Annotated in this window: 26 protein-coding genes; 14 read left to right on the forward strand and 12 right to left on the reverse strand. The window is 46.2% G+C overall.

The window, feature by feature from the left end; translation table 11 throughout:
• Window positions 1-217: 217 nt before the first annotated feature.
• The gene (locus tag LBW88_RS19390) at window positions 218-364 is read right to left on the reverse strand and encodes a hypothetical protein (protein WP_224933827.1); all 147 of its coding nucleotides are present in this window, start codon (window positions 362-364) and stop codon (window positions 218-220) included.
• A gap of 505 nt (window positions 365-869) precedes the next feature.
• Between LBW88_RS19390 and LBW88_RS19395 the strand changes: the two genes are divergently transcribed.
• Complete coding sequence (locus LBW88_RS19395) at window positions 870-1757, forward strand: integrase domain-containing protein (RefSeq protein WP_224933828.1); 888 nt, start codon at window positions 870-872, stop codon at window positions 1755-1757.
• 5 nt (window positions 1758-1762) lie between these two features.
• Here the strand turns inward: LBW88_RS19395 and LBW88_RS19400 are convergent, their stop codons facing one another.
• Genes LBW88_RS19400 through LBW88_RS19410 form a run of 3 tightly spaced genes read right to left on the reverse strand, consistent with a single transcriptional unit; the run spans window position 1763 to window position 4011 of the window.
• Window positions 1763-2413 carry a hypothetical protein gene (locus LBW88_RS19400; RefSeq protein ID WP_224933829.1) on the reverse strand — a complete coding sequence of 217 codons (651 nt, stop codon included), beginning with the start codon at window positions 2411-2413 and terminating at the stop codon, window positions 1763-1765.
• Window positions 2410-2859, reverse strand: a complete 450-nt coding sequence (locus LBW88_RS19405) for a hypothetical protein (protein WP_224933830.1) — start codon at window positions 2857-2859, stop codon at window positions 2410-2412. Before LBW88_RS19405 ends, LBW88_RS19400 begins: the two co-directional genes overlap by 4 nt.
• Before the next feature lie 3 nt (window positions 2860-2862).
• The gene (locus tag LBW88_RS19410) at window positions 2863-4011 is read right to left on the reverse strand and encodes a hypothetical protein (RefSeq protein ID WP_224933831.1); all 1149 of its coding nucleotides are present in this window, start codon (window positions 4009-4011) and stop codon (window positions 2863-2865) included.
• Window positions 4012-4317: 306 nt separating this feature from the next.
• Between LBW88_RS19410 and LBW88_RS19415 the strand changes: the two genes are divergently transcribed.
• From LBW88_RS19415 to LBW88_RS19430, 4 genes are all read left to right on the forward strand, one after another.
• On the forward strand, window positions 4318-4821 hold the full coding sequence (locus LBW88_RS19415; protein ID WP_224933832.1) for a hypothetical protein: 504 nt from the start codon (window positions 4318-4320) through the stop codon (window positions 4819-4821).
• A 78-nt stretch (window positions 4822-4899) separates the two neighbouring features.
• On the forward strand, window positions 4900-5886 hold the full coding sequence (locus LBW88_RS19420; RefSeq protein WP_224933833.1) for an ArdC family protein: 987 nt from the start codon (window positions 4900-4902) through the stop codon (window positions 5884-5886).
• A 127-nt stretch (window positions 5887-6013) separates the two neighbouring features.
• The gene (locus tag LBW88_RS19425) at window positions 6014-7498 is read left to right on the forward strand and encodes a TraI domain-containing protein (protein WP_224933834.1); all 1485 of its coding nucleotides are present in this window, start codon (window positions 6014-6016) and stop codon (window positions 7496-7498) included.
• A 76-nt stretch (window positions 7499-7574) separates the two neighbouring features.
• Window positions 7575-8588 (forward strand): tyrosine-type recombinase/integrase, encoded by a 1014-nt coding sequence (locus LBW88_RS19430; RefSeq protein WP_224933835.1) that lies wholly within the window; start codon window positions 7575-7577, stop codon window positions 8586-8588.
• A gap of 886 nt (window positions 8589-9474) precedes the next feature.
• Here the strand turns inward: LBW88_RS19430 and LBW88_RS19435 are convergent.
• Window positions 9475-9690 carry a YdgH/BhsA/McbA-like domain containing protein gene (locus tag LBW88_RS19435; protein ID WP_224933836.1) on the reverse strand — a complete coding sequence of 72 codons (216 nt, stop codon included), beginning with the start codon at window positions 9688-9690 and terminating at the stop codon, window positions 9475-9477.
• Between the two features lie 203 nt (window positions 9691-9893).
• Between LBW88_RS19435 and LBW88_RS19440 the strand changes: the two genes are divergently transcribed.
• On the forward strand, window positions 9894-10211 hold the full coding sequence (locus LBW88_RS19440) for an ASCH domain-containing protein (protein WP_224933837.1): 318 nt from the start codon (window positions 9894-9896) through the stop codon (window positions 10209-10211).
• A gap of 248 nt (window positions 10212-10459) precedes the next feature.
• Window positions 10460-11155 (forward strand): family 16 glycoside hydrolase, encoded by a 696-nt coding sequence (locus tag LBW88_RS19445; protein WP_224933838.1) that lies wholly within the window; start codon window positions 10460-10462, stop codon window positions 11153-11155.
• A 45-nt stretch (window positions 11156-11200) separates the two neighbouring features.
• Here LBW88_RS19445 and LBW88_RS19450 read toward each other — a convergent pair whose 3' ends face one another.
• Window positions 11201-12760: a carboxylesterase/lipase family protein gene (locus LBW88_RS19450; protein WP_224933839.1), complete on the reverse strand. Its 1560-nt coding sequence runs from the start codon at window positions 12758-12760 to the stop codon at window positions 11201-11203.
• Window positions 12761-12920: 160 nt separating this feature from the next.
• On the opposite strand from LBW88_RS19450, the gene LBW88_RS19455 reads away from it, so the two are divergent.
• The 6 genes from LBW88_RS19455 (at window position 12921) to grxB (ending at window position 16887) form a co-directional block, all read left to right on the forward strand.
• The gene (locus LBW88_RS19455) at window positions 12921-13823 is read left to right on the forward strand and encodes a LysR family transcriptional regulator (RefSeq protein WP_224933840.1); all 903 of its coding nucleotides are present in this window, start codon (window positions 12921-12923) and stop codon (window positions 13821-13823) included.
• A gap of 98 nt (window positions 13824-13921) precedes the next feature.
• Complete coding sequence (locus LBW88_RS19460) at window positions 13922-14329, forward strand: DoxX family protein (RefSeq protein WP_007886514.1); 408 nt, start codon at window positions 13922-13924, stop codon at window positions 14327-14329.
• A 158-nt stretch (window positions 14330-14487) separates the two neighbouring features.
• On the forward strand, window positions 14488-15408 hold the full coding sequence (locus LBW88_RS19465) for a LysR family transcriptional regulator (RefSeq protein WP_224933841.1): 921 nt from the start codon (window positions 14488-14490) through the stop codon (window positions 15406-15408).
• A gap of 122 nt (window positions 15409-15530) precedes the next feature.
• Entirely contained in the window at window positions 15531-15728 is a 198-nt protein-coding gene (locus LBW88_RS19470; protein ID WP_101761850.1) for a tautomerase family protein, read from the forward strand.
• Window positions 15729-15852: 124 nt separating this feature from the next.
• A complete protein-coding gene (locus LBW88_RS19475; RefSeq protein ID WP_224933842.1) occupies window positions 15853-16206 on the forward strand; it encodes a putative quinol monooxygenase in 354 nt (117 codons plus the stop codon).
• A 33-nt stretch (window positions 16207-16239) separates the two neighbouring features.
• Complete coding sequence (gene grxB / locus LBW88_RS19480) at window positions 16240-16887, forward strand: glutaredoxin 2 (RefSeq protein WP_224933843.1); 648 nt, start codon at window positions 16240-16242, stop codon at window positions 16885-16887.
• 25 nt (window positions 16888-16912) lie between these two features.
• On the opposite strand, the gene LBW88_RS19485 is transcribed toward grxB, so the two are convergent.
• Window positions 16913-17806 (reverse strand): LysR family transcriptional regulator, encoded by an 894-nt coding sequence (locus LBW88_RS19485; protein WP_224933844.1) that lies wholly within the window; start codon window positions 17804-17806, stop codon window positions 16913-16915.
• Window positions 17807-17923: 117 nt separating this feature from the next.
• Between LBW88_RS19485 and LBW88_RS19490 the strand changes: the two genes are divergently transcribed.
• Window positions 17924-18361: a hypothetical protein gene (locus LBW88_RS19490; protein WP_224933845.1), complete on the forward strand. Its 438-nt coding sequence runs from the start codon at window positions 17924-17926 to the stop codon at window positions 18359-18361.
• Window positions 18362-18470: 109 nt separating this feature from the next.
• Here LBW88_RS19490 and gfa read toward each other — a convergent pair whose 3' ends face one another.
• The 5 genes from gfa to LBW88_RS19515 all read right to left on the reverse strand — a co-directional run bounded on the left by gfa (window position 18471) and on the right by LBW88_RS19515 (window position 23121).
• The gene (gene gfa / locus LBW88_RS19495) at window positions 18471-19046 is read right to left on the reverse strand and encodes an S-(hydroxymethyl)glutathione synthase (RefSeq protein WP_224933846.1); all 576 of its coding nucleotides are present in this window, start codon (window positions 19044-19046) and stop codon (window positions 18471-18473) included.
• Between the two features lie 58 nt (window positions 19047-19104).
• Entirely contained in the window at window positions 19105-20214 is a 1110-nt protein-coding gene (locus tag LBW88_RS19500; protein WP_101761845.1) for an S-(hydroxymethyl)glutathione dehydrogenase/class III alcohol dehydrogenase, read from the reverse strand.
• A gap of 308 nt (window positions 20215-20522) precedes the next feature.
• Window positions 20523-21011, reverse strand: a complete 489-nt coding sequence (locus LBW88_RS19505) for a helix-turn-helix domain-containing protein (RefSeq protein WP_224933847.1) — start codon at window positions 21009-21011, stop codon at window positions 20523-20525.
• 173 nt (window positions 21012-21184) lie between these two features.
• On the reverse strand, window positions 21185-21460 hold the full coding sequence (locus tag LBW88_RS19510) for a metal/formaldehyde-sensitive transcriptional repressor (RefSeq protein ID WP_101761843.1): 276 nt from the start codon (window positions 21458-21460) through the stop codon (window positions 21185-21187).
• A gap of 290 nt (window positions 21461-21750) precedes the next feature.
• Complete coding sequence (locus LBW88_RS19515) at window positions 21751-23121, reverse strand: MFS transporter (RefSeq protein ID WP_224933848.1); 1371 nt, start codon at window positions 23119-23121, stop codon at window positions 21751-21753.
• Window positions 23122-23125 lie beyond the last annotated feature (4 nt).

Raw genomic sequence — 23125 nt, forward strand, 5'->3', positions numbered from 1 at the left:
TGCGAAATTCAGGGGAATGCTGTTTACGGGGCTTTTTGCTGGTTGATACTGTTTTTGTCATGTGAGTCACCTCTGGTTGAGAGTTTACTCACTTAGTCTCGTGTCCACTATTCGCGGGTAGGATCAGTTGACCGTCAAATGCAATGTTGATAGTTTGGGGGCGTTGCCATAGTTGTTTACGCAACCAACAAAGCCCTCATGACCTGAAAGGGGCACCTTAGCGGCGGTCATCAGCGAAAGTTTCAGCAGCCTGTGAGAAACGCCATTTGGCGGCTGCATCCGGGATAACCGGCAAGCTACTCAACCTTTGCAAGTAGCGGGCAAGAGCAACGCCCAAGGTTTCCACCACTTCACTACGGTTCAATCAACTTCATCTCATCAATATCAGCTACAGCGCACGGCCAATTTGCGCGATCGTTTCCGCCATTTGGAACATTTGGCGACAAACGAACCTCGTAAATACAGGCAGAAGCTGCGCGGCGTCACTTGCGTTGGCGCGTAGCAACAACCAAGTGACGCGCGCAGCGCGTATACGTCAACACCACGTAATACGGCTTTCTGCGACGACGCTTACCGTCTGACCAAGACGTAGTCCGTTATTACAACCATCAACAGCCCCAACATTTTATGAACGTTGGCAACTTATCTGAGGAGGAAATCAACGCGATATCAAGGCGACGTCAGCGAAACTGACGGACGGAGGCGTCCTGAGTAATCAGGAACCGGCATTAGCCGCGATCAGCTCTGAGAGCTGTGGAGACCTCGCAACAACTCAACATTTCGCCGCCCCGATGCACAGATATCCGCTGAGACGCAGGAAGCGCAACCTGAAACCGTGTCGTCGGGGTAGAGATGTTTTGGGAGGATGTATGTCGCGAGGAAACAAGCAGTTCAGCAAACAACTGGTGACGTTGGCCAGACAATCTGGAGGCAGTTTCAAAACCGTCGCCGATCGTTCGCGCTTAGCAGCACGGCTGGCTGAGCAGATGCTGAAACTCAACATCCAGATCAGGGACGTGAACCATATTAAGACCCATCACATCGAGCATTACGTGCGTAGCCGCCTGGCGGATGATATTTCAAAACGCACACTACAAAACGAGATGGCAGCGCTGCGCGCGATTCTGACCACTGCAGGCAGAACAAAACTGGCCGATCCGAAGCATGAAAAGTTGAGTAATGAAGCGCTCACTCTATCTGGTGCCAGTCGAGCCGGATCAAAGACGGCAATTACGGACGAGCGCTTTCACGAGGCGCTCGCCCTCGTACGCAGCAAAGACGAAGGTGTTGCGTTGGCAATGGAGATTGCACGCTATCTCGGATTGCGAACGGAGGAAGCGGTACAGTCAGCAAAATCGCTTAAGACGTGGCAGCAGGCGCTGGCGCGTGGGGATGAAAGATTGCGGGTGGTGTTCGGGACCAAAGGTGGTAGACCTAGAGACACAACTGTCGTCAGGCGCGATGAGCTGGTGCGCAGCTTAAATGCTGCGGTGGCATACTGCACAGAACATGGCGGTAAGTTGGTTGATAAAGTTGGGCTGAGGAGCGCGATCGATCGCTACCGAAATGTGGCTAAGGATGCAGGGTTATCAGGGAAAGAAGCACCGCACAGTCTGAGATATGCTTATTCGCGAGAAGCTACAAAGTGGCATATGAAAAATGGCCTCAGCAGGAAAGAAGCTGAGGCCATGGTTTCAATGGATTTGGGGCATGGTGATGGTAGGGGGGCTTATATAAAATCAATTTACTTAAAGTAATCTCTTCAGACTATTGGTTTATAATAAAGAATGACTGGGAAATGGATGGTTTTGAACTTAAGCCCACTTGCACTGTGTTTGTGCGTACTGTCTAGAATAAGTTGCTTACCATTACTAGAGCTAAATATAACTGTCTTTCCCTTATTGGAAATCAAATGTTTCTTCCAATTATTCATCACTTTCAATGTGTCTTTGTTTTTGACGTAAATAATTATAGCCCCTGACTGATTATTTGAGTCACCGGTCGTATAACGTTCAGTTAGCTGTAAATATCCATCAAGTAGATAATCATAACTAGAGTGTTTTTTTGCTTCACCATGCCAAGTGAAGTTAGAGTATTGAACAGTCATATCTGCATGGCCACGGCTATTTCCATCATGGGTATATGACAGGCCAAACATAGCATCGCTATTGAAATGTGCTAATAAGTAAGCTGTATAAGCGTCTTCTGTTGTATCATCGAATTTAAAAACATTAGCATTTTTCTGAAGTTCTTCAATTGCTTTTTTTAAAATACCTAATACATAGTTTTCAAAGGTGGACCAAGAAGTTTTTGCGTTTTGTAGCATTGTTAAATGTTTGATGAAAGCAAACTCTTCAACACTCATATTAGCAATATTGGCGCCACTGCCCAGTAAAAGAGATGAGTTGATCATTTCCCCTCCTGATATGTATTTAAGTAGTCTTCTGTAACTATAAGGCTGGGATAAATTTTTCTTCTATAGTCGTAATCATCATCTTTAGTTATAGGATTGTTCAGATACCCGATTTCTTCAGCTCGTAACACGTCCTCATGACTGACCGTTCCAATCTCACCATCATTATCATTCGTGCTGTCGTCAATGAAAAAATATTCAAACTTAAGGAAGTTCACTTCGGGCCTAAACAGCAACGCTAATAATGCAATGCCAAAATCCTCATTGTTAGACTTTTCGAGTAATTTTCTGAACGCGGGCATTGTAAGCATAAGCGACTCAGCATCTGAATTAGTTTTAGATAATTCATGCAAGAAAATTGCTGAGATGCCTTTGATTTTTTTGTCGACATTCTCCAACAAGAATATCCTGTTACTTACCTCCGGTATCAAATCTGCTATCTTCATGATTTACACCATGACCTTACTTATCGTGACATAATCATCATAAGACATGCAGCTTTTAATAATGAAAATATCAATTTTTTCAGCAGCGTTTCCACCAATACACCTTTTGAAGGTACCAGGTATAGTTAGGATTAGTTTGTACTTATAATCAGGTTTAACTAATTGCTTGTTAAAGTTAATTCCAACGCGGTAAAAGCTAATATTTCCATTTGCACCTTTTTCTCCTGCGGAATGGAAAGCGTCCTTACGAACATCCGGTTTAGAGGGGCTTTTTTTCTCTTTGTAATTAGTGCCTTCAATACTGACGAAGTTAAGCTCATGTACTGAATATCTCAATGTGGAATATGGAAGCTTCTTTTGCTCACATACATCAGTAACCACATGAAAAACATCATCTTCTTTTGAGGTTAAATCAACCCCAGCTTCTTTTTTAATTATTTTTATTAACTCTTGCCTATAAAATGCGCTAAAGTCTAGCGATTCATTATCAGAATTATCGATCATGATTCTTATTTTGTTAGCATCATAATCAAGTGTTATGGAATCAAAGTATTGCTTTTTAATTATTTCCTTCCCATACAGCTTGGAAAATGTTTCTAATCCTTCATGATTCGCAGGGTCTAACTTTGTAGTTTTCTCGATCGTTTTAATGCTGGAGAAAATAAACCTGGTAACTTTTCCTCCTACATCTCTCGATACTAACTTTGGTTTACTCACTTTGGAATTAGTGACCTCACTCTCACTCTTAATGAAAGTGGCGAAATCTTTTTTAGGCAATAGTGTAGACAAAGCTGAATCCACTGCCTTCATTTGTTTTGAGTTGGATTTATAGCTATAAATCCCTTTATCACCAAAGCCAATATTGTTAAGTAATTGAAATCTCAAATCTTTTAATAAGTCTAGCGTTTCGGATTTATTTACCTTAATCTCACTATTCAAGTAGGATACTAAATTTTCTGCAGTTTTAACCTTCTGATTGCTTCCGACGTCGTCAATTTCAAAATACTTAAATGCCTCCTTAACTAAGGCCCAAGGCATTTTAGTAACGAATCCATTAATTACCCGCTGTTGTTCTGAGTTCAAAGCATCAATCAGATTAGTGGAGTTGGCTGCTTTTGAAGTATTCAAACCAATGATAGGCAATTGACTCATAATTCCATGTCTTCTAAGTTAAAATTGTATAATCACTAAGGTAATGAAATATGCTAAAATTGACAACTGCTAGAATTAGTGTTTTGCACGGTTTTTCGGAATACCAAGCATGAACTGAAGCTTCACGGACCTGAAAGAAGCGCCAACTGGCGGTCCCTATATCCGCACACCTTTAGAGCGGGTGCCATCCACGATGGTTAAGGTTCTCTCATCACCTCGCCTAACGGCACGCTTTACCCACCCTAACGGGGATTTACTCCCGTTAGCGGATAAATCCCCCTTTTTTCACATCTGGAGGATTTACCTATGGGCTATTGCCATTGTTACACCCAACTGAAATCAGTCCCTGACGACCAGTGGTTACTATTCACCGTACAGCTATCAAACGTGTTTTTGATAATACAAAACCGGCATGTTCCCGGTTTTAAGCAACCGTTGGTGCTTTGCACGAGCGATGGCCGTTATCCACTTTTGCAGCCCGCTGACCTGATAGTACAAAGCGGCATTCGACAACCCGCTATCTCATTTAACGGCGAAGAGAAGGAAGATCTTGAGTACGAAAGTTTCTTCCTTGGCCAACATTCGTCTGGCAGTGAATTCTGTAAGACATCGTTCAACTGGTCACCAGACCGGCCATATGACTTTATGGTGAAAGCCACACTATTGCTGGCACATCGATTCTGCATCGGCTGCTATGCCATCTCATCGGATGGCACGCTTGCGGAATGGCTTGATGTTCAGGAGTGGCTAACTAAGCACTTAGGTGGCCAGTGGCCAATACCTGAAGCAATCCTCAATAACCCCGAGTAATCACCCTCAATTTCAACCTGCCCAGTGGCGTATCACTTCGCCATTACGGGAAGGGATACGCCACGTAAGGAGTATCCCATGCCGACCAAACGCAAATCCCGTAAGTCACAAACCAACCAAATCGATCTTTACCAGCAGGTCACTGACAAAATCGTCGCTTCGATTGAGCGCGGTGTTTTACCCTGGCGTAAACCGTGGCGAGACAGCAAGCGTTCCGCTGAATCACCTATACCATTCAACGCTGCTACCCGCCGCCACTACAACGGCGTAAACATCATGTTGTTGTGGTTAGCTGCCGAGGAGCAAGGCTTTCATTCCAACCGCTGGCTGACATGGAAACAGGCGCAAGCGCTGGGTGGCCACGTTCGTAAGGGTGAGAAATCGACCATTGCTGTTTTCTTCAAACCGTTTGAGGTTGAGTCCACTGACAAAGCTGGCCAGACACGCAGAAATGCGCAAGGCGATCCGGTTATGGAACAACGCATCATGTTGCGCAGCATTCCATTGTTTAACGTGCAGCAGTGCGATGACCTGCCTGAATCCGTTGCACCAACATCTGCCATAAATCTGAATGACCAGGATGATGGCGAGCTGGATGCTGATACGCATGGGCAAATACTGGAGATGCTTAACGCTTCTGGCGTGCAGGTGACTTCCGTCGAACAAAATCGTGCGTATTACAATTCTGCTGCTGATCGAATCGTCTTACCGAAAACGTCGCAGTTTTTTACCAGCGCGGATTACTGGTCAACGTTGCTACATGAGCTGGTGCATTCCAGTGGACATGTAAAGCGTCTAAACCGTGAAGGCATCACTTCAACAACGCGTCGGTTTGGCGATCCTGTCTATGCATTTGAGGAGTTGATTGCTGAGTTGGGTAGCGCATTCCTGTGTGCTCACTTAGGTGTGTACGGTGAGGTGCAGCACGATAGCTATATCGATCACTGGTTGACGATATTGAAGTCAGACAAAAAGGCGTTGTTCCGCGCAAGCCGCATGGCGCGTGAAGCATCTGAATACCTTTTGAAGCCGCTCAATGCAGAGGTTGAAGAAGACGCCGCCTGAAACCAAAACCATCTCCTTGGGGATGGTTTCTTTTTTGACGGGCATTAAATAGCATTTTCCAAAAATGATTTTAGGCTGTGATTAGTTGCCGCCTGGAACGATAGTGCCTCCGATCCGGAGGTGAATCATGTTCCCAAAATTACAATACAAGTTAAGACGCAGCACTATTAAGCCGTCAATTCCGGCTAAACGCGAAGGCTACTTCACACCGCAAAACTATCAAGCGTTGCTTGGCACACCGGCGCGGCAGATGCAGGTAAAAAAGATCTGGCAGAGTTCTTTGCTGTCACGACCACTGTTCAATTCATTTTGCCTAGAGCCGCTACAGGCGCTATCAGAACGCTATCAAAATCTGCCCGCTGAACGCTTTCCTGAATGGCGTTACAGCGGCGGTTTACTTGACCTGACGCTGCAAAACATCGTGGTAATGATGCAACTGGCTAAAGGCATGATTCTGCCAGCCAATGCTTTGCCAGAGGATCAATCAGCGCAGAGTAGCCACTGGAATTGCCTGGTGTTTTGGGTGGCTCTCTACTGGTCTGTTCCGGAGTTGCTGAACATTGAGGGGGAATTTGATGATGGCAATAGCTGGACTCCGCTATCTGTTGCGCCGCAACAACAGTTCCGCTTCCAGCTTAATCACGTTGATTTTGGCTCTGAAGCTGCAGGCGTAACTCGCCTCGCTTTTACTGTTGCCATGTTGCCGAAAGAAGCACTCAAGTGGCTTGAAACTCAGCCCGAAGCAAGAAATTGCTTTTATTTAGAGTTGGCTGGATTCGAATCGCCTGAAAAACAGATCCACGATTTAATCAACAAGGTTTCAGATCTACTCATTGATAAGTCACAAAATTCAGCTGCAAATATTCACGTTAATAACGGGGAATTCAATCTGCGTGCAATGGACGTTAAAACGCACAAAGCCCCGCTAAACTCTGAAATTGATTATGCTTACGAACAATACTTTAATCTGGGTAATGAAAGTTTAATCGCTGAAGGTAATGTTGAATTAGATTCACGATCCAAATCCTATGATGCGATACGGAGTGTTGGTTCTGATTTAGATGCAAATCAAACCCAAAAAATAGGAATAAATGCAGGTGGCGATCTAACAGCGATCGATTTCGAGGCCTGCGGATCTTCCGAAAGTGAGCAACAAAACGTCACAAATGCTTATCAAACTTTTAAACCTGATCAAGAATCGGCCCTTGTAACACCTGGGACAAGCTCACAAATTTCTAAGAAACAGGTCGGCGAGGCCTTTTGGTACTGGCTGAGTGAGGGTCTCGAAAATGGAACGATAGCATGCAATGAAGCAGATTCACGTGTGCAACTGGTCGCAGGTTTTGTTTTCTTGCTGGTACCGGGCATTTTTTATCGTTATCTGAAACATACCGGTCAGTCTGCAGACGAACGTGAAAACGTTCAGGCAGGGTTTGAAAGACTTAACCGACATCGGCGTAACAACGGCAAGCGCTTCACGTTTGCCACTCTCTACAACAGTGCCGACCGTAACGGCCCTTATAAACGTGTGAAAGGCTATCTGGTCAAATCCACAGTGCTGTTTCAGGCCAATCATGTGCCTGATGACAGTCAGTTTCTGGTGGTTCCCTGACGCTTTTCAGGAAGGTGTAAGGAGGAGAGTTGCTGCTTAGGGAGCAGCGGTTAAATTGCTGATTGAAGGAAATGTCATGAGTCAGGTAAACGATACTAGCTGGGAATTTTTGCTCGATGAATACTTCTTTGTGAAGGTGCTCCGCCCGGATACGGAGTGGAGCTATCGCAAGGTGGTTAACGTGTTCCGTAAGTATTATGGTCAGGATAAAAAGCCAGGAGACATCAGCCGTCGTGATATTCAGCAGTGGCGAAGGCATGTGATCAATGTCGAGGGCTCATCGGCCAACACCTGGAATAACAAAGTTGCGCATATGCGTGCGCTTCTTAATTTTGCTATCAAAGCAAACCTCGTTTCTCAGGTTGAAAATCCTTTTAACGATGTGTCAGTTCGTGCTGACAATAAGCGAAAAAAGACTCTATCAAGACAACAACTAACACGCGTCTACCTGCTGATGCAGCAATACGCCGATATGGATGCTGTTATCACAACAGCAGAAATGAAGCGTTGTGCACTCTATCCTGCATGGTACTGGATCACTGTATTGGACACTCTTCGCTATACAGGCATGCGTGTTAATCAGTTGATGCATCTGCGCTTGAAAGACATCAATCTTGAAGAAAACTGGATTGAATTACGTCTGGATGGCAGCAAAACACACAGAGAATGGCGGGTGCCTGTCGTAGGACCACTAAAATTAAAATTAGACATACTGATTCATAAAGCATTAAAGCATGGAGCCGAACCAAATGACGCCCTATTTGATGTAAATCGATTTTTATGTAATGAGCTCGAGCGCGATAAATTACCCGATATACCCACATTACAACCAATAAAATCTTTTTTTAGACGTCTATCTAAAGAGTGTGGATTTCAAGTGTCTCCACATCGCTTCAGGCATACATTAGCTACAGAGTTAATGAAATCTCCTGATAGAAATCTCCAAATGGTAAGGGGACTATTAGGACACCGAAGCGTAACAACGACAATGGAATATATAGATATAAATTTAGATGTTGCTGGAAAGACGCTTGAGAGGGAGTTAGGGTTACATACAGATATTAAGTCATTCAAGAATGTAATAACTTAGCACTCCATGACATCACCAGATGATTTATTTTCTACTGGTGATGTCATGAAAAAATAGCGTATTTTTATCATGAAGTAGACGTTCTAAAGGTCCGCGTTGAGCGAGCAGCGGACCTTATTTTGTGTAGAGCAAGGCATTAAACAGGCAAGTTGATTGGTCAACTAGCAGGCCTACTGGTGGGCATGCTTGAGAGTGTCATTAAGAATTTTTCCTGTACCATTTTCCTATGCGAGGGGTGATTTTATTAAGATTTCTCAATCGATTCCAACCAAAAATAGTAAGAACTAAGCCAAGAGTAATAATGATAGTGCGAGTATATGGGCTATGTACAGTAAACATGGCAACAAAGGGTGATAGGAGCAATATAAATAGCCCTATCAACATTGGTATGGCAGAACGGCAACCCACACCAGATTCTGATTTGTAAACAGCTTGGCAACCGGTACAGACCGTGTAACCATCAGGCACGTGAGTGCCACAAAATCCACAATTCATCTTTTTCCAGTTTGTTAACAAGGATCGAGATTGAAATATAACAAAAAATGGATCTACATATTTCAGTTATTCTTATTGCCTCGGTGTTTATCCCATCTTCCAAGTGGCTTTCGTACAATCCAGTATTGTTGCGTTACCCAATGTATCACAGCTATGGTGCCTCAAGGTTAAAAGAACAGCATTTGGCCTTGAGTGGACATGCGCGCGCTGCAAGGTCTGCTATCAGCGAAAAGCACAGTTCGCAATTTGTTTTAAGCTGAGAACAGGGCCCTAGATAACACCTAAGTGTTTTAGTGAACCGGGGACAAGGCAAAAACACCTTATAGATTCAAACGCAAAAAAGGCCGCCCATAGGGCGACCTCTTCTGGAACTTCCATTTGAGACCATCTGTTATTTGTACAGCTCAGCGGTCATGTGAACAACATTGCCATTGCTGGCTTCAAGAATTTTATACTGTTGGCCCTGCTGCTGTGCCTGTGCGGCGATTTTCGCTTCAGCACCATCCAGTGTCAGGGAAGTCGCAGTAACGGTTTGCGCGAAGCTTGCTGCTGACATCAGTGAAAGAGCGGCTACAGCGGCGATAGACATTGCTTTGATAGTTTTCATGGTCATATTCCTTAGTATGTATGGTTGAAAGCTTGTTTGCTTTCGATGGAATAATGATAACCATGGTTACCATTTCAATGTTAACAATAAATGCTGGTATTGTGATCGGGCTAACTATCGCGCTGATAGGCATATCTTATCAGCGCACCTCTGCGTCCTATTATGCTTAGCGATAACCCACTCTTAACCTTGAAGGAGTATTTGTGCAGAGCCTTAAAATCGTTTCACGCTTGCTACCTGAAGTTCGGTCAGGACTTAAAACGCATACCATACGCTGGCGGGAGAAGAAGATAGTCCCGGGCCCAATGTTGTACGTAAATGCTTCGGATGTTTCGGATAAGATCTTAGTGTTGGTGACTAAGGTCGAGAAGATGCCGTTATCTGCAGTTGCCTTTTATCTGGGTAAGCAGAACGAGTGGACAGATGATGGGTTACTTCTGGGCATGCGTGAACACTATCCTGAAATCGAATTGGATTCTGTTGTGGATATAATCCATCACATTACTTCAGGTTCTTCATGAAAGCTGGCCAAGGCATCCAAGTCGTTTTTACAGCATTAGGAGGCGTGTTAAAAATATACCTACCTGCGTGTGCCAACAGCAAAGACTTACATTCTCCATTACTTAATATTTTTACATGGATAGACCAGATTAAGGCCATTCCAAACAAAACATATATTCTGTCGATACCACGTTAATATTTATCCTTATTAGTAATGCGACTATCGTAATCTGACGAAAACACGACTCAATTTTTAAGGCCTTCACTCATGATTAAAAAAAGTGGATTGTTAACGGTTGGCTGCATTCTTGCCTTCAGCTCAGATGCCAGTACAGCGCTACTTAAGCCTGTTGAGGAATTTAACTTGATAGGTGTCACATTGGAGGACGGTAATTTTAAAGGAAGTAAAGCAATGCGGATGTCTTTACCCTCCAATCATTGGCAAGATCCAAACAAAGAGACATTAACCGATCGTAACTTCATGGCATGGTTACCCGTCAGCTTTCATAACGGTATTATTGAAGTAGATCTCGCCAGTACGCTGGCGACAGGAGCGCCTGACTACGCGAGAGGTTTTGCGGGCGTGTCATTTCGCATTCAGCCAGATGGCAGTTTTGAAAATATTTACCTACGTCCAACCAATAGCCAGTCGCAGGATCAAGTTCGTCGTAATCACAGCGTTCAGTATTTTGCATATCCGAACTTTCGTTTCGACAGGCTGCGTAAAGAAGCCCCGGAACGCTATGAAACTTACGCTGATATTGAACCTGACGAATGGATACATATGAAAATCGTGGTCACTGGCCAGCATGCCACACTGTATTTGAATAACAATCCCACACCTGCCTTCATGGTCAATGACCTCAAGTTGGGTAGTTCAGCACAGGGTGGTGTTGGCATCTGGATTGAGTCAGGCACGGTTGCATGGTTCAAAGATTTAAAAGTCACACCTGTAAGCGAGTGATTTAATAGCGGCTAATTTTATGCCGCTATTAATGATAATACTGATTTAGCGCTGACGCTGTAATCGTTGATTAATGAACACCACATCATCCCGGTCTAAAACCTGCTGCATTGTTCTTTCTTCAGCAATATGCAACTCTTGCGGCGACGCGGGATCATATTTTTGCCATAGCTGGTTTTCAGACGGCGCATTGGGATTGCCATACTTAATAAAATTAATCCACGCCGATTGCATTTCGCGTGCAACCTGAATTGAATCTTCATTCCAGTCATCATAATCGATAAGATTATTGAAAATAAACTTTAACTCAGAGCCATGAATAACGCCCAATCCTGTCGCAGCGATATCCGGATCGACATAATCGAAATGATAGATATAGACTTCGCGGTGACGTGCCAGCGTATCGGCATACAGATATAGACCGCTGCGCAGTAATCCCAGAGTAATGAGTTGGTTCATGCGTGCAGCAGCGCTGTGTTCCATATTGACCGGAAAACGTTGCAAAACCTCAGCGGCACGGCTACCAAAGGCACTATTAATTAATGAGACGTAATGCTGTTCAGTTGCATCTGGCGGTACGAAAAGGCTGCCTTCATCGGTATTAAACCCTGCAAGCAACCTGACCGGGTTTATCTCACCTTTGGCGACAGTTTCAATGGGGTCAGCATGATAAACATGCCCGTCAGGCACGGGCCAGAAACCGGCGACTTGCGGCGGCTGCAGAGTTGACTGTGCAGATACGGCCAGCAATTTATAGGCAGGCTCTTCCCTTAAAGCGGCTAGACCTTTTGCATCGTCCTTCAATCCCAACTTATCAAAAAAACGTGATGCCTTACCGTGGGCCTGTTTAAGAGAGAGAACATTTTCTGGCGCAACCGCCGTGGCGTTGGGCAGGCTTCCGCTTTGCATAATCGCCTGATCAAATAAGCCTTTCGCAAGCGGAGAAACAATCAGCGTACTGACCGCGTAAGAGCCAGCTGATTCTCCCCCCACCGTGACGCGCGAAGGATCACCACCAAATGCCCGGATATTGTCCTGAACCCATTTGAGAGCAGCAACAATATCGAGGAGCCCCCAGTTTCCCGTAGTGCCATGTTCTTCATACGCAGCAGCAGAGGGCAGAAAGCCCAACGTGCCCAGACGATAGTTCAGAGTGACAACCACGATACCTTGCTGAGCCAGGTGTTTTCCTTCGTAAAGTGGTTGGGAGCCACTTCCTAAAACGTAGCCGCCACCATGAATGAAAACGTAAACCGGGAGTGCCGCTGTATTACTGACCTCCGGGCTCCAGATATTCAGATACAGGCAGTCTTCGGAGAAATTACCCTCGCCATCTTGATAGCTCATCGGTCCAAACTGAGTCGCATCTTTGATGCCTTCCCATGGATGAACTGGAACAGGAGGCGCAAAACGACGCGTTCCCACTGGTGGCTGCGCGTAGTGAATGCCACGATAAATATAGACGCCGTCGGACCGGCTACCGCGCAACTTGCCGATTGGTGAGTCAACCTCGTGTGGAATTTCTCCTGGCCATTGCGGGGCACTGACTGGCGTCAGAAAATCCGACAGCCAGCGGTTCAGGCCCGTTAGCTTATTATCTTCCATAGTATTAACCTCGGTATTCAAGAATTGAGCTCAACCCCCTAGATTTGAGCGTTAATGCTTCACACCTTAGATTCGGAACAAAATGAAATAAATGTCCATTTCATAGATGCTTTGTATATGATTTGTTTTTAATGAAGGGTGACGACCAACCCGAGGGATTATGGAAAGAATTGAGTGTGACCGCATGTTCATAGCGGTAATGGAAACCGGTAGTTTTACGGCGGCAGCGCAGCGCCTGGGTGCCAGCCATGGACAGGCATCAAAGCTGATCTCACGCCTTGAGCGTGATCTGGGAGTAACCTTGCTTCGACGAAGCACCCGCTCGTTGACCCCGACTGAAGTGGGCCGTGCTTATTACGAGCAGATTCGTCAACTCATCGCCAACTATGATGCCCTCAATGACTCGGTCCGAAATTCCTCGAATACACCTTCAGGTATATTACGTATTTCAGCGCCGGTTACCTTCGGCACACTACAAATGCCAGATTTATTAATTGAGTTCGCACATCGATATCCTGATATTGAACTCGACGTGCGTTTTGCTGACCGCCTGGTAAACGTTATCGATGAAGGTTTTGATCTGGCCTTACGTATTGGAAAGTTAGAGGACAGCAGCTTAATTGCCAGAAAACTCTGTGATATCAGGATTGTTCTTGTCGCCTCTCCTGACTACCTCTCCGCGCGGGGAACACCCAGCCATTGGGAGCAACTCACTGAGCATGACTGCGTGGTGGACACGAACTTTCGTGAGCCTTACCTGTGGCCATTTCTGAATGAGAACAAGCAACTCATCACTCAGCCTGTTAAAGGAAGGATGAAATTCTCCAATGCCGAAGTTTGTTTAAATGCAGCCACTGCAGGGTTAGGCATATCCCGCCTGCCTTCGTTTGTGGTCAGCAAGGCGCTTAAAGCGGGTAAACTGCAGACCGTTCTTCCATCCTACGAAGCACCGCCAATGGGGCTTTATGCCGTCTATCCACCGGCTAAATATATTGCCCATAAATCCCGGGCACTTATCGATTTTTTGGTTGAAGCCTTTGATGGAGCACCTCATTGGGATTAATTTCCAATTTGGAAATAAAGTCACCTTTTTTAACCGGATAATATCCTCAAAGGAATAAGTGTAGAGTTCTCTCATCAACTTAATGAGAGGAACACACCATGTTTGATACCCGTACAACACCTTATGCAGCTCTGGTTATGCGCCTGTCTTTAGGCATCCTTTTTCTTGCGCACTTCGGGCTGAAGTTTTTTGTCTTCACACCGGCAGGTACCGCTAAATTTTTTGCATCGCTAGGATTGCCGGGTGGTCTGGCTTACCTGACCATGGCAGTCGAGTTAATTGGCGCGATTGCATTGATTCTGGGTATTTACACTCGAATTGTTGCTGTGGTTTTGATTCCGGTGTTACTGGGCGCGATTGTCACAGTCCACGGACCTGCAGGCTTCTTCTTTACTAATCCTAACGGTGGCTGGGAATTCCCTGCATTCTGGATTGTTGGTCTGATTGTTCTGGCACTGACCGGCGACGGCAAATTTGCCCTCAAACCTACGACAGTAAAAAAATAAGATTTCTGAAGATGGCGAACAGATTGTTCGCCATTCAACCATTCCTTGCCCCCACGTTTTGGCCGAGTGCCTTTCGACAAGATGATCCTTCCAGTTCGCTGTTTTGCATTTCGAGTTTACGCTAAAGTAACCCTCTGATTTTCATCCAGGCGCTCACGATGCCAACAGTGATTTCAACCGAATCTTTCAGCAGCATCGTCCACTTTGTGACGGCGGCTAACGCAAGTAGCTTTACCGAAGCTGCTGAACAGTTGGGCGTGTCGAAATCGGCCATTGGCAAAAGTATTCAGCGACTTGAGCATAATCTCGGCATTCCACTCTTTCATCGCACCACGCGTAAAATCAGCCTGACCACGGAAGGCGAAGCGTATCTGGCAAGCTGCCAGAGTGCGCTGGAAACCCTGCAAATGGCCGAGATGGCGCTGCGTTCAAAGCTAACGGAACCCACGGGAACAGTGAGGATCGATCTGCCTGCTGCCTTTGGCCGATCGGTGATGATGCCGGTACTGATGGACATGACTAAGCGCTATCCACATCTGAAGCTAACCATCACGTTTAACGATCGCATCATTGACCCACTGGATATTGGTTTTGATCTTGCCATCCGCTTTGGTCCAGTTAAAGACACCACCGATCTTATCGCGCGTAAGCTGAACGACCAGCATCTGATTATCTGCGCATCACCCGCCTATATTTCGACGTACGGTAAGCCTGAGACGCTGACCGAACTGGCCGGGCACCGCTGTATTCTTGCCTGGCGCGGCGGCGCACCGCTTAGCTGGCTAATTCGTGACGAGAGCGGCAAGGACATCAGACTTAAACCCACACCTTTTCATCAAATCAGTGATGGCGATGCCATGATCGATGCCTGCATTGCGGGTGCCGGTTTGATTCAGTTTCCTGAAGCGCTTTTACGACCACATATACAAGCAGGAAAACTGGTTCCCCTGCTTGCCGCCTGCAATCCAGCGCCCACCGAGTTAAATGTCATATGGCCCCGCGCCCGACACTTGCTACCCGGCGTACGTTTTATCATTGATGAGTTGATCGAATTAGCGACACAAAAAGCATTCGAATGATTGTAGACATCAGTTCTACACTCTGTCCCCTTTGAGCCTGTTTATCCACCTCAGCTATCAGCGTAGGATTTCTTCAACGTCAGGTTGTCTGACAATTCATCCACTCATGAAGGGGTTCTACCATGCCAGTAGTTAATATCCAGATGTTCGATGGTCGTGATGATGCTAAACCTGCTATCGCTAAAGCAGTGACTGAAGCTATCGCAACCCACGCTAAAGTTGACCCACAGTATGTCTATGTCATTTTCAACGACGTAACCACCGACAACTGGGCAATCTCAGGTGAAATTTTTGCCGAGACGCTGAAAAAGTCGAGCTGACCAGCAGCGCATCTTAGTCAAATTCGCCGTTATGCCCCAGCGCATAACGGCATATTCCTCTAGCGGGGAATGTCTGCCTCTCTTCTTTGCACGTTCGCCTGCTCCCATAGTTCTGGAGATTACGATGAAAAATGAAATTACCTGCGTGTTTAATCTGGCCGTTAATGACGGACAATTTCCTGCGTTTAAAGAATTGGTTTCACGCGTTGTAGAAGCCACCAGTAAAGAACCCGGCACGCTGAGTTATGTCTACAGCGTCAGCGACGATCAGAAAACAGCGCACATCGTTGAGCGTTATCGTCAGCAAGACCTGGTGAGCCATGTTGATCATACATTCGCACCTTTCGCCGAAACTTTTCTCTCTTTAGTCACCATCACTGGCCTGACCGTTTACGGCGAACCCGATGATGAAATCCGTAAACGTTTAGATCCGTTTGGTGCCGTGTATATGACGCTTTTTGATGGATTTACCCGTTAATTTTGTAGATTAAAAACGATGAAAGACTCCGCTATGAAACTTTATGTGTACGATCACTGCCCGTTCTGCGTGCGCTCACGCATGATTTTTGGCTTAAAAGATGTTGCGTGCGAAATCATTGCCCTGCCAAATGATGACGAAGAAACACCAACTCGCCTCATCGGTAAAAAAATGCTCCCAGTACTGGTTACAGAGAGCAATGAAGCGATTGGCGAAAGCCTGGACATCGTTAAGTACATTGATGAGAACTATGGAGCTTCTGTCCTGACCGTGACTGACGATCCAGCCATCGAAGCCTGGATGGAAGAGGCGACAAAAGTGATTTATCCGCTGGCGATCCCGCGCTGGGCAAGCGCTGATTTTGAAGAGTTTCGTCAGGATGCGGCGAGAAAATATTTCGTCAGTAAAAAAGAAGCCGTCTTCGGTCCTTTCCCGCGTTTGCTGGAACAAACTGAAACCATGGTGACTGAGATAAACGCGAAACTCGAGATTCTTGAGGTGTTGCTCTCGCAGAAAGAGAAAGAGACCGGGCATTTCTCGCTCACAGATATTCGTCTTTTCCCACTACTGCGCTCGTTATCCATCGTTAAAGATATTAAATGGCCGCTGATGGTTGATGCATGGCGCAAAGAGATGGCCGTAAAATCCCAGGTTAATCTCAATGACGACATCGCTATCTGAGCCGATGTTTATGGGCGGCAGATGTTCAAAGCCGCCCGGAACCAAAGTGGTCTGAAGCAAAATCAAGGAAGCTGCGTACCTTAGGCGTCAGGCGACGATCGGGTGCGTGGAGAATATGCAAAGGACGCGTGGGAATTTTAAACGCGCTCAATACCTGCACCAGGTAGCCTTCATCAATCAGAGGCCTAACCAGCTCTGCAGGTTGTAGCGCTACGCCCTGTCCGGCGCGAGCAGCATTGATGAGCGCCTCTCCACTGTCCAGCATCAACTTTCCATCAATGGCAACACGTAGCATCCCTTCAGCGCTTTCAAACTCCCAATGTGTTCTCAACGAGGTATGACTGAAAATCAGGCACTCATGTTGGCTGAGATCGCTGGGATGGACCAAAGGCGGCGCATCATCCAGATAAGCTTGTGAAGCACAGGCAATCAGCTGGTATGGATGTAACGCGCGCGCAACCAAACCACTGTCCGGGAGATGTCCAACCCGAAAAACGATGTCAAAACCTTCATCAATCAGGTCTACCATTCTGTTCGCCAGCATCAGTTCAACCGTAACATCAGGGTTCTGCTTAAGATAAACCGGCAGCAGTGGTGCAAGCGCATGAACGCCAAAGGTGACAGGAGCATTAATACGGATGCGGCCTCGCGGTGTCGCCCGTGTCTCGGCTGCAAAGGATTCTGCTGCCTCGAGCTCAGCAAGAATAATCTTTGCCCGCTCATAGAAGTCGCGGCCAGCTTCAGTCACGCTGTGCTGTCGGGTAGTACGGTTTATCAGGCGAACGCCCAGATGTTGTTCAAGGAAGGAAACGTTTTTTCCAACCAGCTGTGGCGACATATCCAGCGCTTCAGCAGCGGCGGTAAATGAGCCCAATTCTACGGAACGCGTAAAAACCGTCATACTGGTAAGACGATCCATTAGAAACACCTTGTTGTAGATGAGCCAGTTAGTGGCGTTTATGATGTCATCTATTTTTAACGCGTTCAACGTTAGACGGACGCTTAACGACCTCCTTTAACAGCTTGAGGGTGTGAAATGATTAACGCTGAATTTTCCCTATTACGTGAAAGCACACATTTTTTCTGGCCCGAATCAGGCAAAAAAATTGATATAGCGAGAGGACTGGATTACATCCTATCCGGAATAACGGCGCAGACATCGCTTACCGCCTGGCACCTTGAAATGATGATTTATCGCACTGAGGAGATTATTGAATCCGATTCGACAATCACCCCGATCCATGGTGAGGCAAGCAGCCGAGATCCTTTGTTAAAGGCCGTGTGTACTGGCTATTTAGACGATGCATCTTTAGCCACACCCGAGCACATTGAGGAAGCCTTCAATAAACTGGCGGATGATATTTCCTACCATCCACTCTCTTTATCGGAAGAGGCGTTGCAGGTGCTCGCAGGATTTGTTTTTGTCCGTGAGATCACCCACCACCTCGGAATTACAGCGATTCATTCCACATGATTCAGGTACAAAAAAAGCCGGTTACTGCGAGGTGAGTAACCGGCTAAGCATCATTGCATATCGTTTTTATAGTAGAAAATATTAACACCCGACACTCACTGTGAGACGTTTATTCCTGCCAGGTTCCAGCCTGTTTGGCGCTGTGAGCTGCCAGCATGTCCATCAGTTCTGGTGACAGACAATCGTATGGCGTCAACGCCAGCTCAGACAAGCGCTCACGGACGTCGGCCATTTTAGAAACAGGCGCACCGCTTTCAATAATGGACGAAACGAAAGCTGCAAATCCTGGCGCAGACCAGCCTTCGGCATCAGACAGTTCAGTATGAACAAAATCCAGACCGTAAAATGCATGTTGCTCGTTCTCAATGCGGCCATACATATGAACGCCACATTGGGTACAGGCATGACGTCTAATCAGGGCATTTTCATCAACGACTTTCAATTTCTCTGCGTTTGCGATTACAGAGACTTTACCTTTGGGAACAACTGCAACCAGTGAGAATAAAGCACCTGAAGGTTTCCAGCATTTCGTGCAACCACAGGCGTGATTAAACAAGGTCTGGCTATCGAGCTTTACTTCAACCTGATTTTCCGTGCAGTGGCAATGCAGCACGCCACCAGAAAAATGCTCATTTGCAGCTTTAATGCCGGCGTCTACCGCTGGATGGATTTTCTGAACGTTCATGAATTAATCCTTGATTAAACAGGTGCGACAAGCGCGCCGCACCTGATGCGTTGAGAGATCAGTAGTGAATAACGGTGCGGATAGATTTGCCTTCATGCATCAGGTCAAATGCATCATTAATGTCATCAAGTGACATTGTGTGAGTAACAAATGGCTTCAGCTCAATTTCACCCTTCATGGCATCTTCAACCATTCCTGGCAGCTGACTGCGGCCTTTAACGCCACCAAATGCAGAGCCTTTCCACTGACGGCCCGTAACCAACTGGAACGGACGTGTGGAAATCTCTTTGCCCGCACCGGCTACGCCAATAATGACCGACTGACCCCAGCCACGGTGTGAAGACTCAAGCGCTGCACGCATCACGTTCACATTGCCGATACATTCGAAAGAGTGATCGACACCCCAGCCAGTCATTTCAATAATGACTTCCTGAATCGGTTTGTCGAAATCGTTTGGATTGATGCAGTCTGTTGCGCCGAACTGCTTAGCCAGCTCAAACTTGGATGGGTTGGTATCAATAGCAATGATGCGGCCCGCTTTCGCCTGACGCGCACCCTGAATGGCTGCAAGACCGATGCCACCCAATCCGAATATGGCCACTGAATCACCAGGCTGCACTTTTGCCGTATTGTGAACAGCGCCGATACCGGTGGTTACACCGCAGCCGAGCAGGCAAACATGCTCGTGGTTGGCTTCTGGATTTATTTTCGCCAGAGAGACTTCAGCCACCACAGTGTACTCACTGAAAGTTGAGCAACCCATGTAGTGGTAGATCGGCTGACCGTTGTATGAGAAGCGCGTTGTGCCGTCTGGCATCAGGCCTTTACCCTGGGTGGCACGCACTGCGGTGCACAGGTTGGTCTTGCCGGATTTGCAGAACAGGCATTCGCCACATTCAGCGGTGTAAAGAGGAATGACGTGATCGCCAGGTTTTACGCTGGTAACACCTTCGCCAACCTCAACGACTACGCCAGCACCTTCATGTCCAAGTACTGCAGGGAAAACGCCTTCAGGATCATCACCTGATAAGGTAAAGGCGTCAGTGTGGCAGACGCCGGTGTGACTGATTTTTACTAACACTTCGCCAGCGCGTGGTGGCTCGACGTCAATTTCAACAATTTTTAAAGGCTGGCCTGGGCCAAATGCAACAGCAGCGCGTGATTTCATAACTGCACTCCACTTAATTGAGGGTTCGGATTGAGCGGAGTGGTTATTCGCAAAATGCTAGTCACGCCGCTCTAAAGAGGTGATAAATGTCTATCGAGTAGGGAGAGTATAGATCGCATACCCCCATAGGGTATATGTGATTTTTGAATTTCACAATAAAATCAATTCAAACTGTTGTTTTATAATTAAATTAAAAGACAAGGTAATTGTTATTAGCAACCATAACCTTTGCAAACGCTCTCTTTATGATGAAGCAATGAGAGCGGCGACCGCTGTTAACTATCGCCATAAAAGAAAGTGAGAAAAGGTTAATGAGTCGTTTCTCTACTCTGGAAGAAAGGATAGCTCTGAAACATTTCTGACCTCATATTTTCAACATATGCAGGTTCGCCACAATAGGCCTTGCGGATGCTTCCTGGTGGTTCGTTAACGTAATGACGATAGACGCGCGTGAAGGTTTGCTGACTACTAAAACCATTATCCATTGCGATCGACATAATGTTTTTGTCGGTAGTGATTAGCGCACTGGTAGCATTTATAACACGACAAATCCGGATGTAATCCGCTATTGATATTCCGGTTATTTCTTTGAATCTTCGTTGAAAATACCAGTGGGTATATCCACTTTTTCTGGTAATAACATCAACTCTAAGATTTACATCAAGGTTGCCATCAATCCACTTTATAATGTCTCTGACAACTGCGTGCAAAACAAGATCTCTACTATTGCAGTCATCTGATTTAATTGAATAATTTATCGCTATGGGGCCGGTTTTCTGATTGCTTGAAATAGTCATATTGATCGTCCGTAAAATACTGAACAAACTTTAGCACATAGATTAATGGCGGCTCGTTCAAATAATTTAACGATGATAATTTAATAGACTGAGCTTCTTAACTGTAGACATAAAAAAGCAGCGCCAAAAAACGCTGCTTCACCAAGGCCCTGAATGAGCCACCGTCAAACTGATTACTTAAAATAAGAGCGAACTAATTTAACCAGTTCACCGATCTCCTGATCGCTACCGCTTTCGGATGTTAACTTCCCTGCGAACTCTTCTTTTATGTAGCTTTCCAGGATCTCGGTCATCAGACCATTAATTGCGCCTCTGACAGCAGCCATTTGCATCAATACAGGAGCACAATCCACCCCAGCTTCCAGCGATCGCTGAATGCCTTCGCATTGACCCTGTATCCTTTTAATTCTGTTAAGCGCTCGCTTTTTATCTTCAGGAGAGTGTGGCATACATCCTCACATACTGTACCGGGGTATATCATAACATGAAGGCGCTATCTTCATTAGCGATTACTGCCATAACAGTTGATCACCTGAAAATAGACTTATTTACCTGCAGCTATGAGCGTTGCCGGACAGTTTGCCAGATGGGAACTATGACTCCAATACCCCCTGATAACTCTAATTTACAGTGTAAATTTGGTCATGCATCATGATAAAGGGGCAGTTCATTTCGAGTTAACAAACAGGGCGTTTGCAATGGTTGTGTTCAATGTCGGCATCCATCTTGACAGTGAGAACTAAATCTCGACTGCTTCGCGTGCGCGTCTCGTCATAACGAGATTTATCACTATGCAGAACAACAAAACCAAGGCAGAGAGCAGCATCGCTTTAGCCATACCGCGCGAAAATGTTGCAGTATCGGTATGTGTTATTAGCGCCCCAAAGATAGCGACGCCAACGACCCCACCTAACTGTCTTGCTGACGCCATCAAACCCGAGGATATACCGGCATCGTGCTGTGAAACTGAAGCGAGCATCGTATTTGTAATTGAGGGTACTGACATCGCGCTACCCATACCGACCAGCATTAGTGCGCCATTCAGTAGCCATAAAGATGAGTTAACCGATAATTGGGATAACAATAAAAATCCGATAATTTGCACGCTAAATCCGGTGGTGATGATACGTATCGCACTAACGCGACGTGCAACTCGTGAAGATATCATCGTTGATACGGTCAGCACGGCAGTCAAAGGAATGAAAGCGATGCCAGTCTGGAATGCACCATAGCCTTTAACGGTCTGGAAAAAGAGGCTTAGAACAAAAACGGTGCCGTAAAAAACCAGGTTGATGACGGCGCCACTAAGGCACATTGCAATCAGCATCTTATTTTTGACTAAACGAGGAGGCAGCATAGGATCCGCCACATGCCTTTCCGTGACTGTAAATATTAAGGTTGAGAGGATTGCCAGACATAACGCTACAAGAGGCAACATTGTCCAGCCCCGATCGCTCGATTCTGTCAGGGCATATGTCAGGGAAGCGATGGCAATAGCGCTTGCTATCTGACCCGGCACATCGACTTTCTTATCAACACGTGGAGAAGCTGGAGCAAAACGCAGGATGAGGATAATTGCGACAAGGCCAATGGGAACATTGATTAAAAACACGCTTCGCCAGCCCAAATACTGGATGAGGATGCCGCCCAGCACCGGTCCAGCAGCAAGAGCGATACCTCCACAGGCACCCCACATAGCAACGGCCGTACGACGGGTATTTGCATCCTGGAAAGTTAGCCTGATTAACGTTAAGGAGGTGGGTACCAACAGGGCAGCGCCAATTCCCTGAATACCACGCAGCGTAATCAACATTGCCATGCCGTCGGCTAACCCGCAGCCGATCGATCCGAACGTAAAGATGCCAAATCCCCAGGCAAAGACAGTTTTGGCACCAAACTTATCCCCTAATGCGCCTCCAAGAATTAGCAGCGCTGAAAACACTAAGGCATAACTATTGATGACCCATTGAAGGCCAGTAAGGTCGGTTTTAAACGCCTCTCTCAATGCGCTCAATCCAACATTAACCACGCTGACATCGAGTTGAACGACCAAAAAGCCCATGCAGGATGAGATGAGTATTGCCGCTAAAGTGGGCGTTATTTTCGACATTACA

This window comes from Pantoea sp. alder81, from assembly GCF_020179835.1.
GTDB lineage: Bacteria > Pseudomonadota > Gammaproteobacteria > Enterobacterales > Enterobacteriaceae > Pantoea.

Excerpts from the sequence above, each read along its gene's own strand:
- LBW88_RS19485 (WP_224933844.1), bottom strand. The coding sequence starts at position 17,806 with ATGGATCGTCTTACCAGTATGACGGTTTTTACGCGTTCCGTAGAATTG.
- LBW88_RS19395 (WP_224933828.1), top strand. The coding sequence starts at position 870 with ATGTCGCGAGGAAACAAGCAGTTCAGCAAACAACTGGTGACGTTGGCC.
- gfa (WP_224933846.1), bottom strand. The coding sequence starts at position 19,046 with ATGAACGTTCAGAAAATCCATCCAGCGGTAGACGCCGGCATTAAAGCT.
- LBW88_RS19415 (WP_224933832.1), top strand. The coding sequence starts at position 4,318 with ATGGGCTATTGCCATTGTTACACCCAACTGAAATCAGTCCCTGACGAC.
- LBW88_RS19400 (WP_224933829.1), bottom strand. The coding sequence starts at position 2,413 with ATGATCAACTCATCTCTTTTACTGGGCAGTGGCGCCAATATTGCTAAT.
- LBW88_RS19505 (WP_224933847.1), bottom strand. The coding sequence starts at position 21,011 with ATGACTATTTCAAGCAATCAGAAAACCGGCCCCATAGCGATAAATTAT.
- LBW88_RS19455 (WP_224933840.1), top strand. The coding sequence starts at position 12,921 with ATGGAAAGAATTGAGTGTGACCGCATGTTCATAGCGGTAATGGAAACC.
- LBW88_RS19420 (WP_224933833.1), top strand. The coding sequence starts at position 4,900 with ATGCCGACCAAACGCAAATCCCGTAAGTCACAAACCAACCAAATCGAT.
- LBW88_RS19470 (WP_101761850.1), top strand. The coding sequence starts at position 15,531 with ATGCCAGTAGTTAATATCCAGATGTTCGATGGTCGTGATGATGCTAAA.
- LBW88_RS19515 (WP_224933848.1), bottom strand. The coding sequence starts at position 23,121 with ATGTCGAAAATAACGCCCACTTTAGCGGCAATACTCATCTCATCCTGC.
- LBW88_RS19445 (WP_224933838.1), top strand. The coding sequence starts at position 10,460 with ATGATTAAAAAAAGTGGATTGTTAACGGTTGGCTGCATTCTTGCCTTC.
- LBW88_RS19435 (WP_224933836.1), bottom strand. The coding sequence starts at position 9,690 with ATGAAAACTATCAAAGCAATGTCTATCGCCGCTGTAGCCGCTCTTTCA.
- LBW88_RS19450 (WP_224933839.1), bottom strand. The coding sequence starts at position 12,760 with ATGGAAGATAATAAGCTAACGGGCCTGAACCGCTGGCTGTCGGATTTT.
- LBW88_RS19510 (WP_101761843.1), bottom strand. The coding sequence starts at position 21,460 with ATGCCACACTCTCCTGAAGATAAAAAGCGAGCGCTTAACAGAATTAAA.
- LBW88_RS19425 (WP_224933834.1), top strand. The coding sequence starts at position 6,014 with ATGTTCCCAAAATTACAATACAAGTTAAGACGCAGCACTATTAAGCCG.
- LBW88_RS19465 (WP_224933841.1), top strand. The coding sequence starts at position 14,488 with ATGCCAACAGTGATTTCAACCGAATCTTTCAGCAGCATCGTCCACTTT.
- LBW88_RS19410 (WP_224933831.1), bottom strand. The coding sequence starts at position 4,011 with ATGAGTCAATTGCCTATCATTGGTTTGAATACTTCAAAAGCAGCCAAC.
- grxB (WP_224933843.1), top strand. The coding sequence starts at position 16,240 with ATGAAACTTTATGTGTACGATCACTGCCCGTTCTGCGTGCGCTCACGC.
- LBW88_RS19430 (WP_224933835.1), top strand. The coding sequence starts at position 7,575 with ATGAGTCAGGTAAACGATACTAGCTGGGAATTTTTGCTCGATGAATAC.
- LBW88_RS19490 (WP_224933845.1), top strand. The coding sequence starts at position 17,924 with ATGATTAACGCTGAATTTTCCCTATTACGTGAAAGCACACATTTTTTC.
- LBW88_RS19500 (WP_101761845.1), bottom strand. The coding sequence starts at position 20,214 with ATGAAATCACGCGCTGCTGTTGCATTTGGCCCAGGCCAGCCTTTAAAA.
- LBW88_RS19475 (WP_224933842.1), top strand. The coding sequence starts at position 15,853 with ATGAAAAATGAAATTACCTGCGTGTTTAATCTGGCCGTTAATGACGGA.
- LBW88_RS19460 (WP_007886514.1), top strand. The coding sequence starts at position 13,922 with ATGTTTGATACCCGTACAACACCTTATGCAGCTCTGGTTATGCGCCTG.
- LBW88_RS19405 (WP_224933830.1), bottom strand. The coding sequence starts at position 2,859 with ATGAAGATAGCAGATTTGATACCGGAGGTAAGTAACAGGATATTCTTG.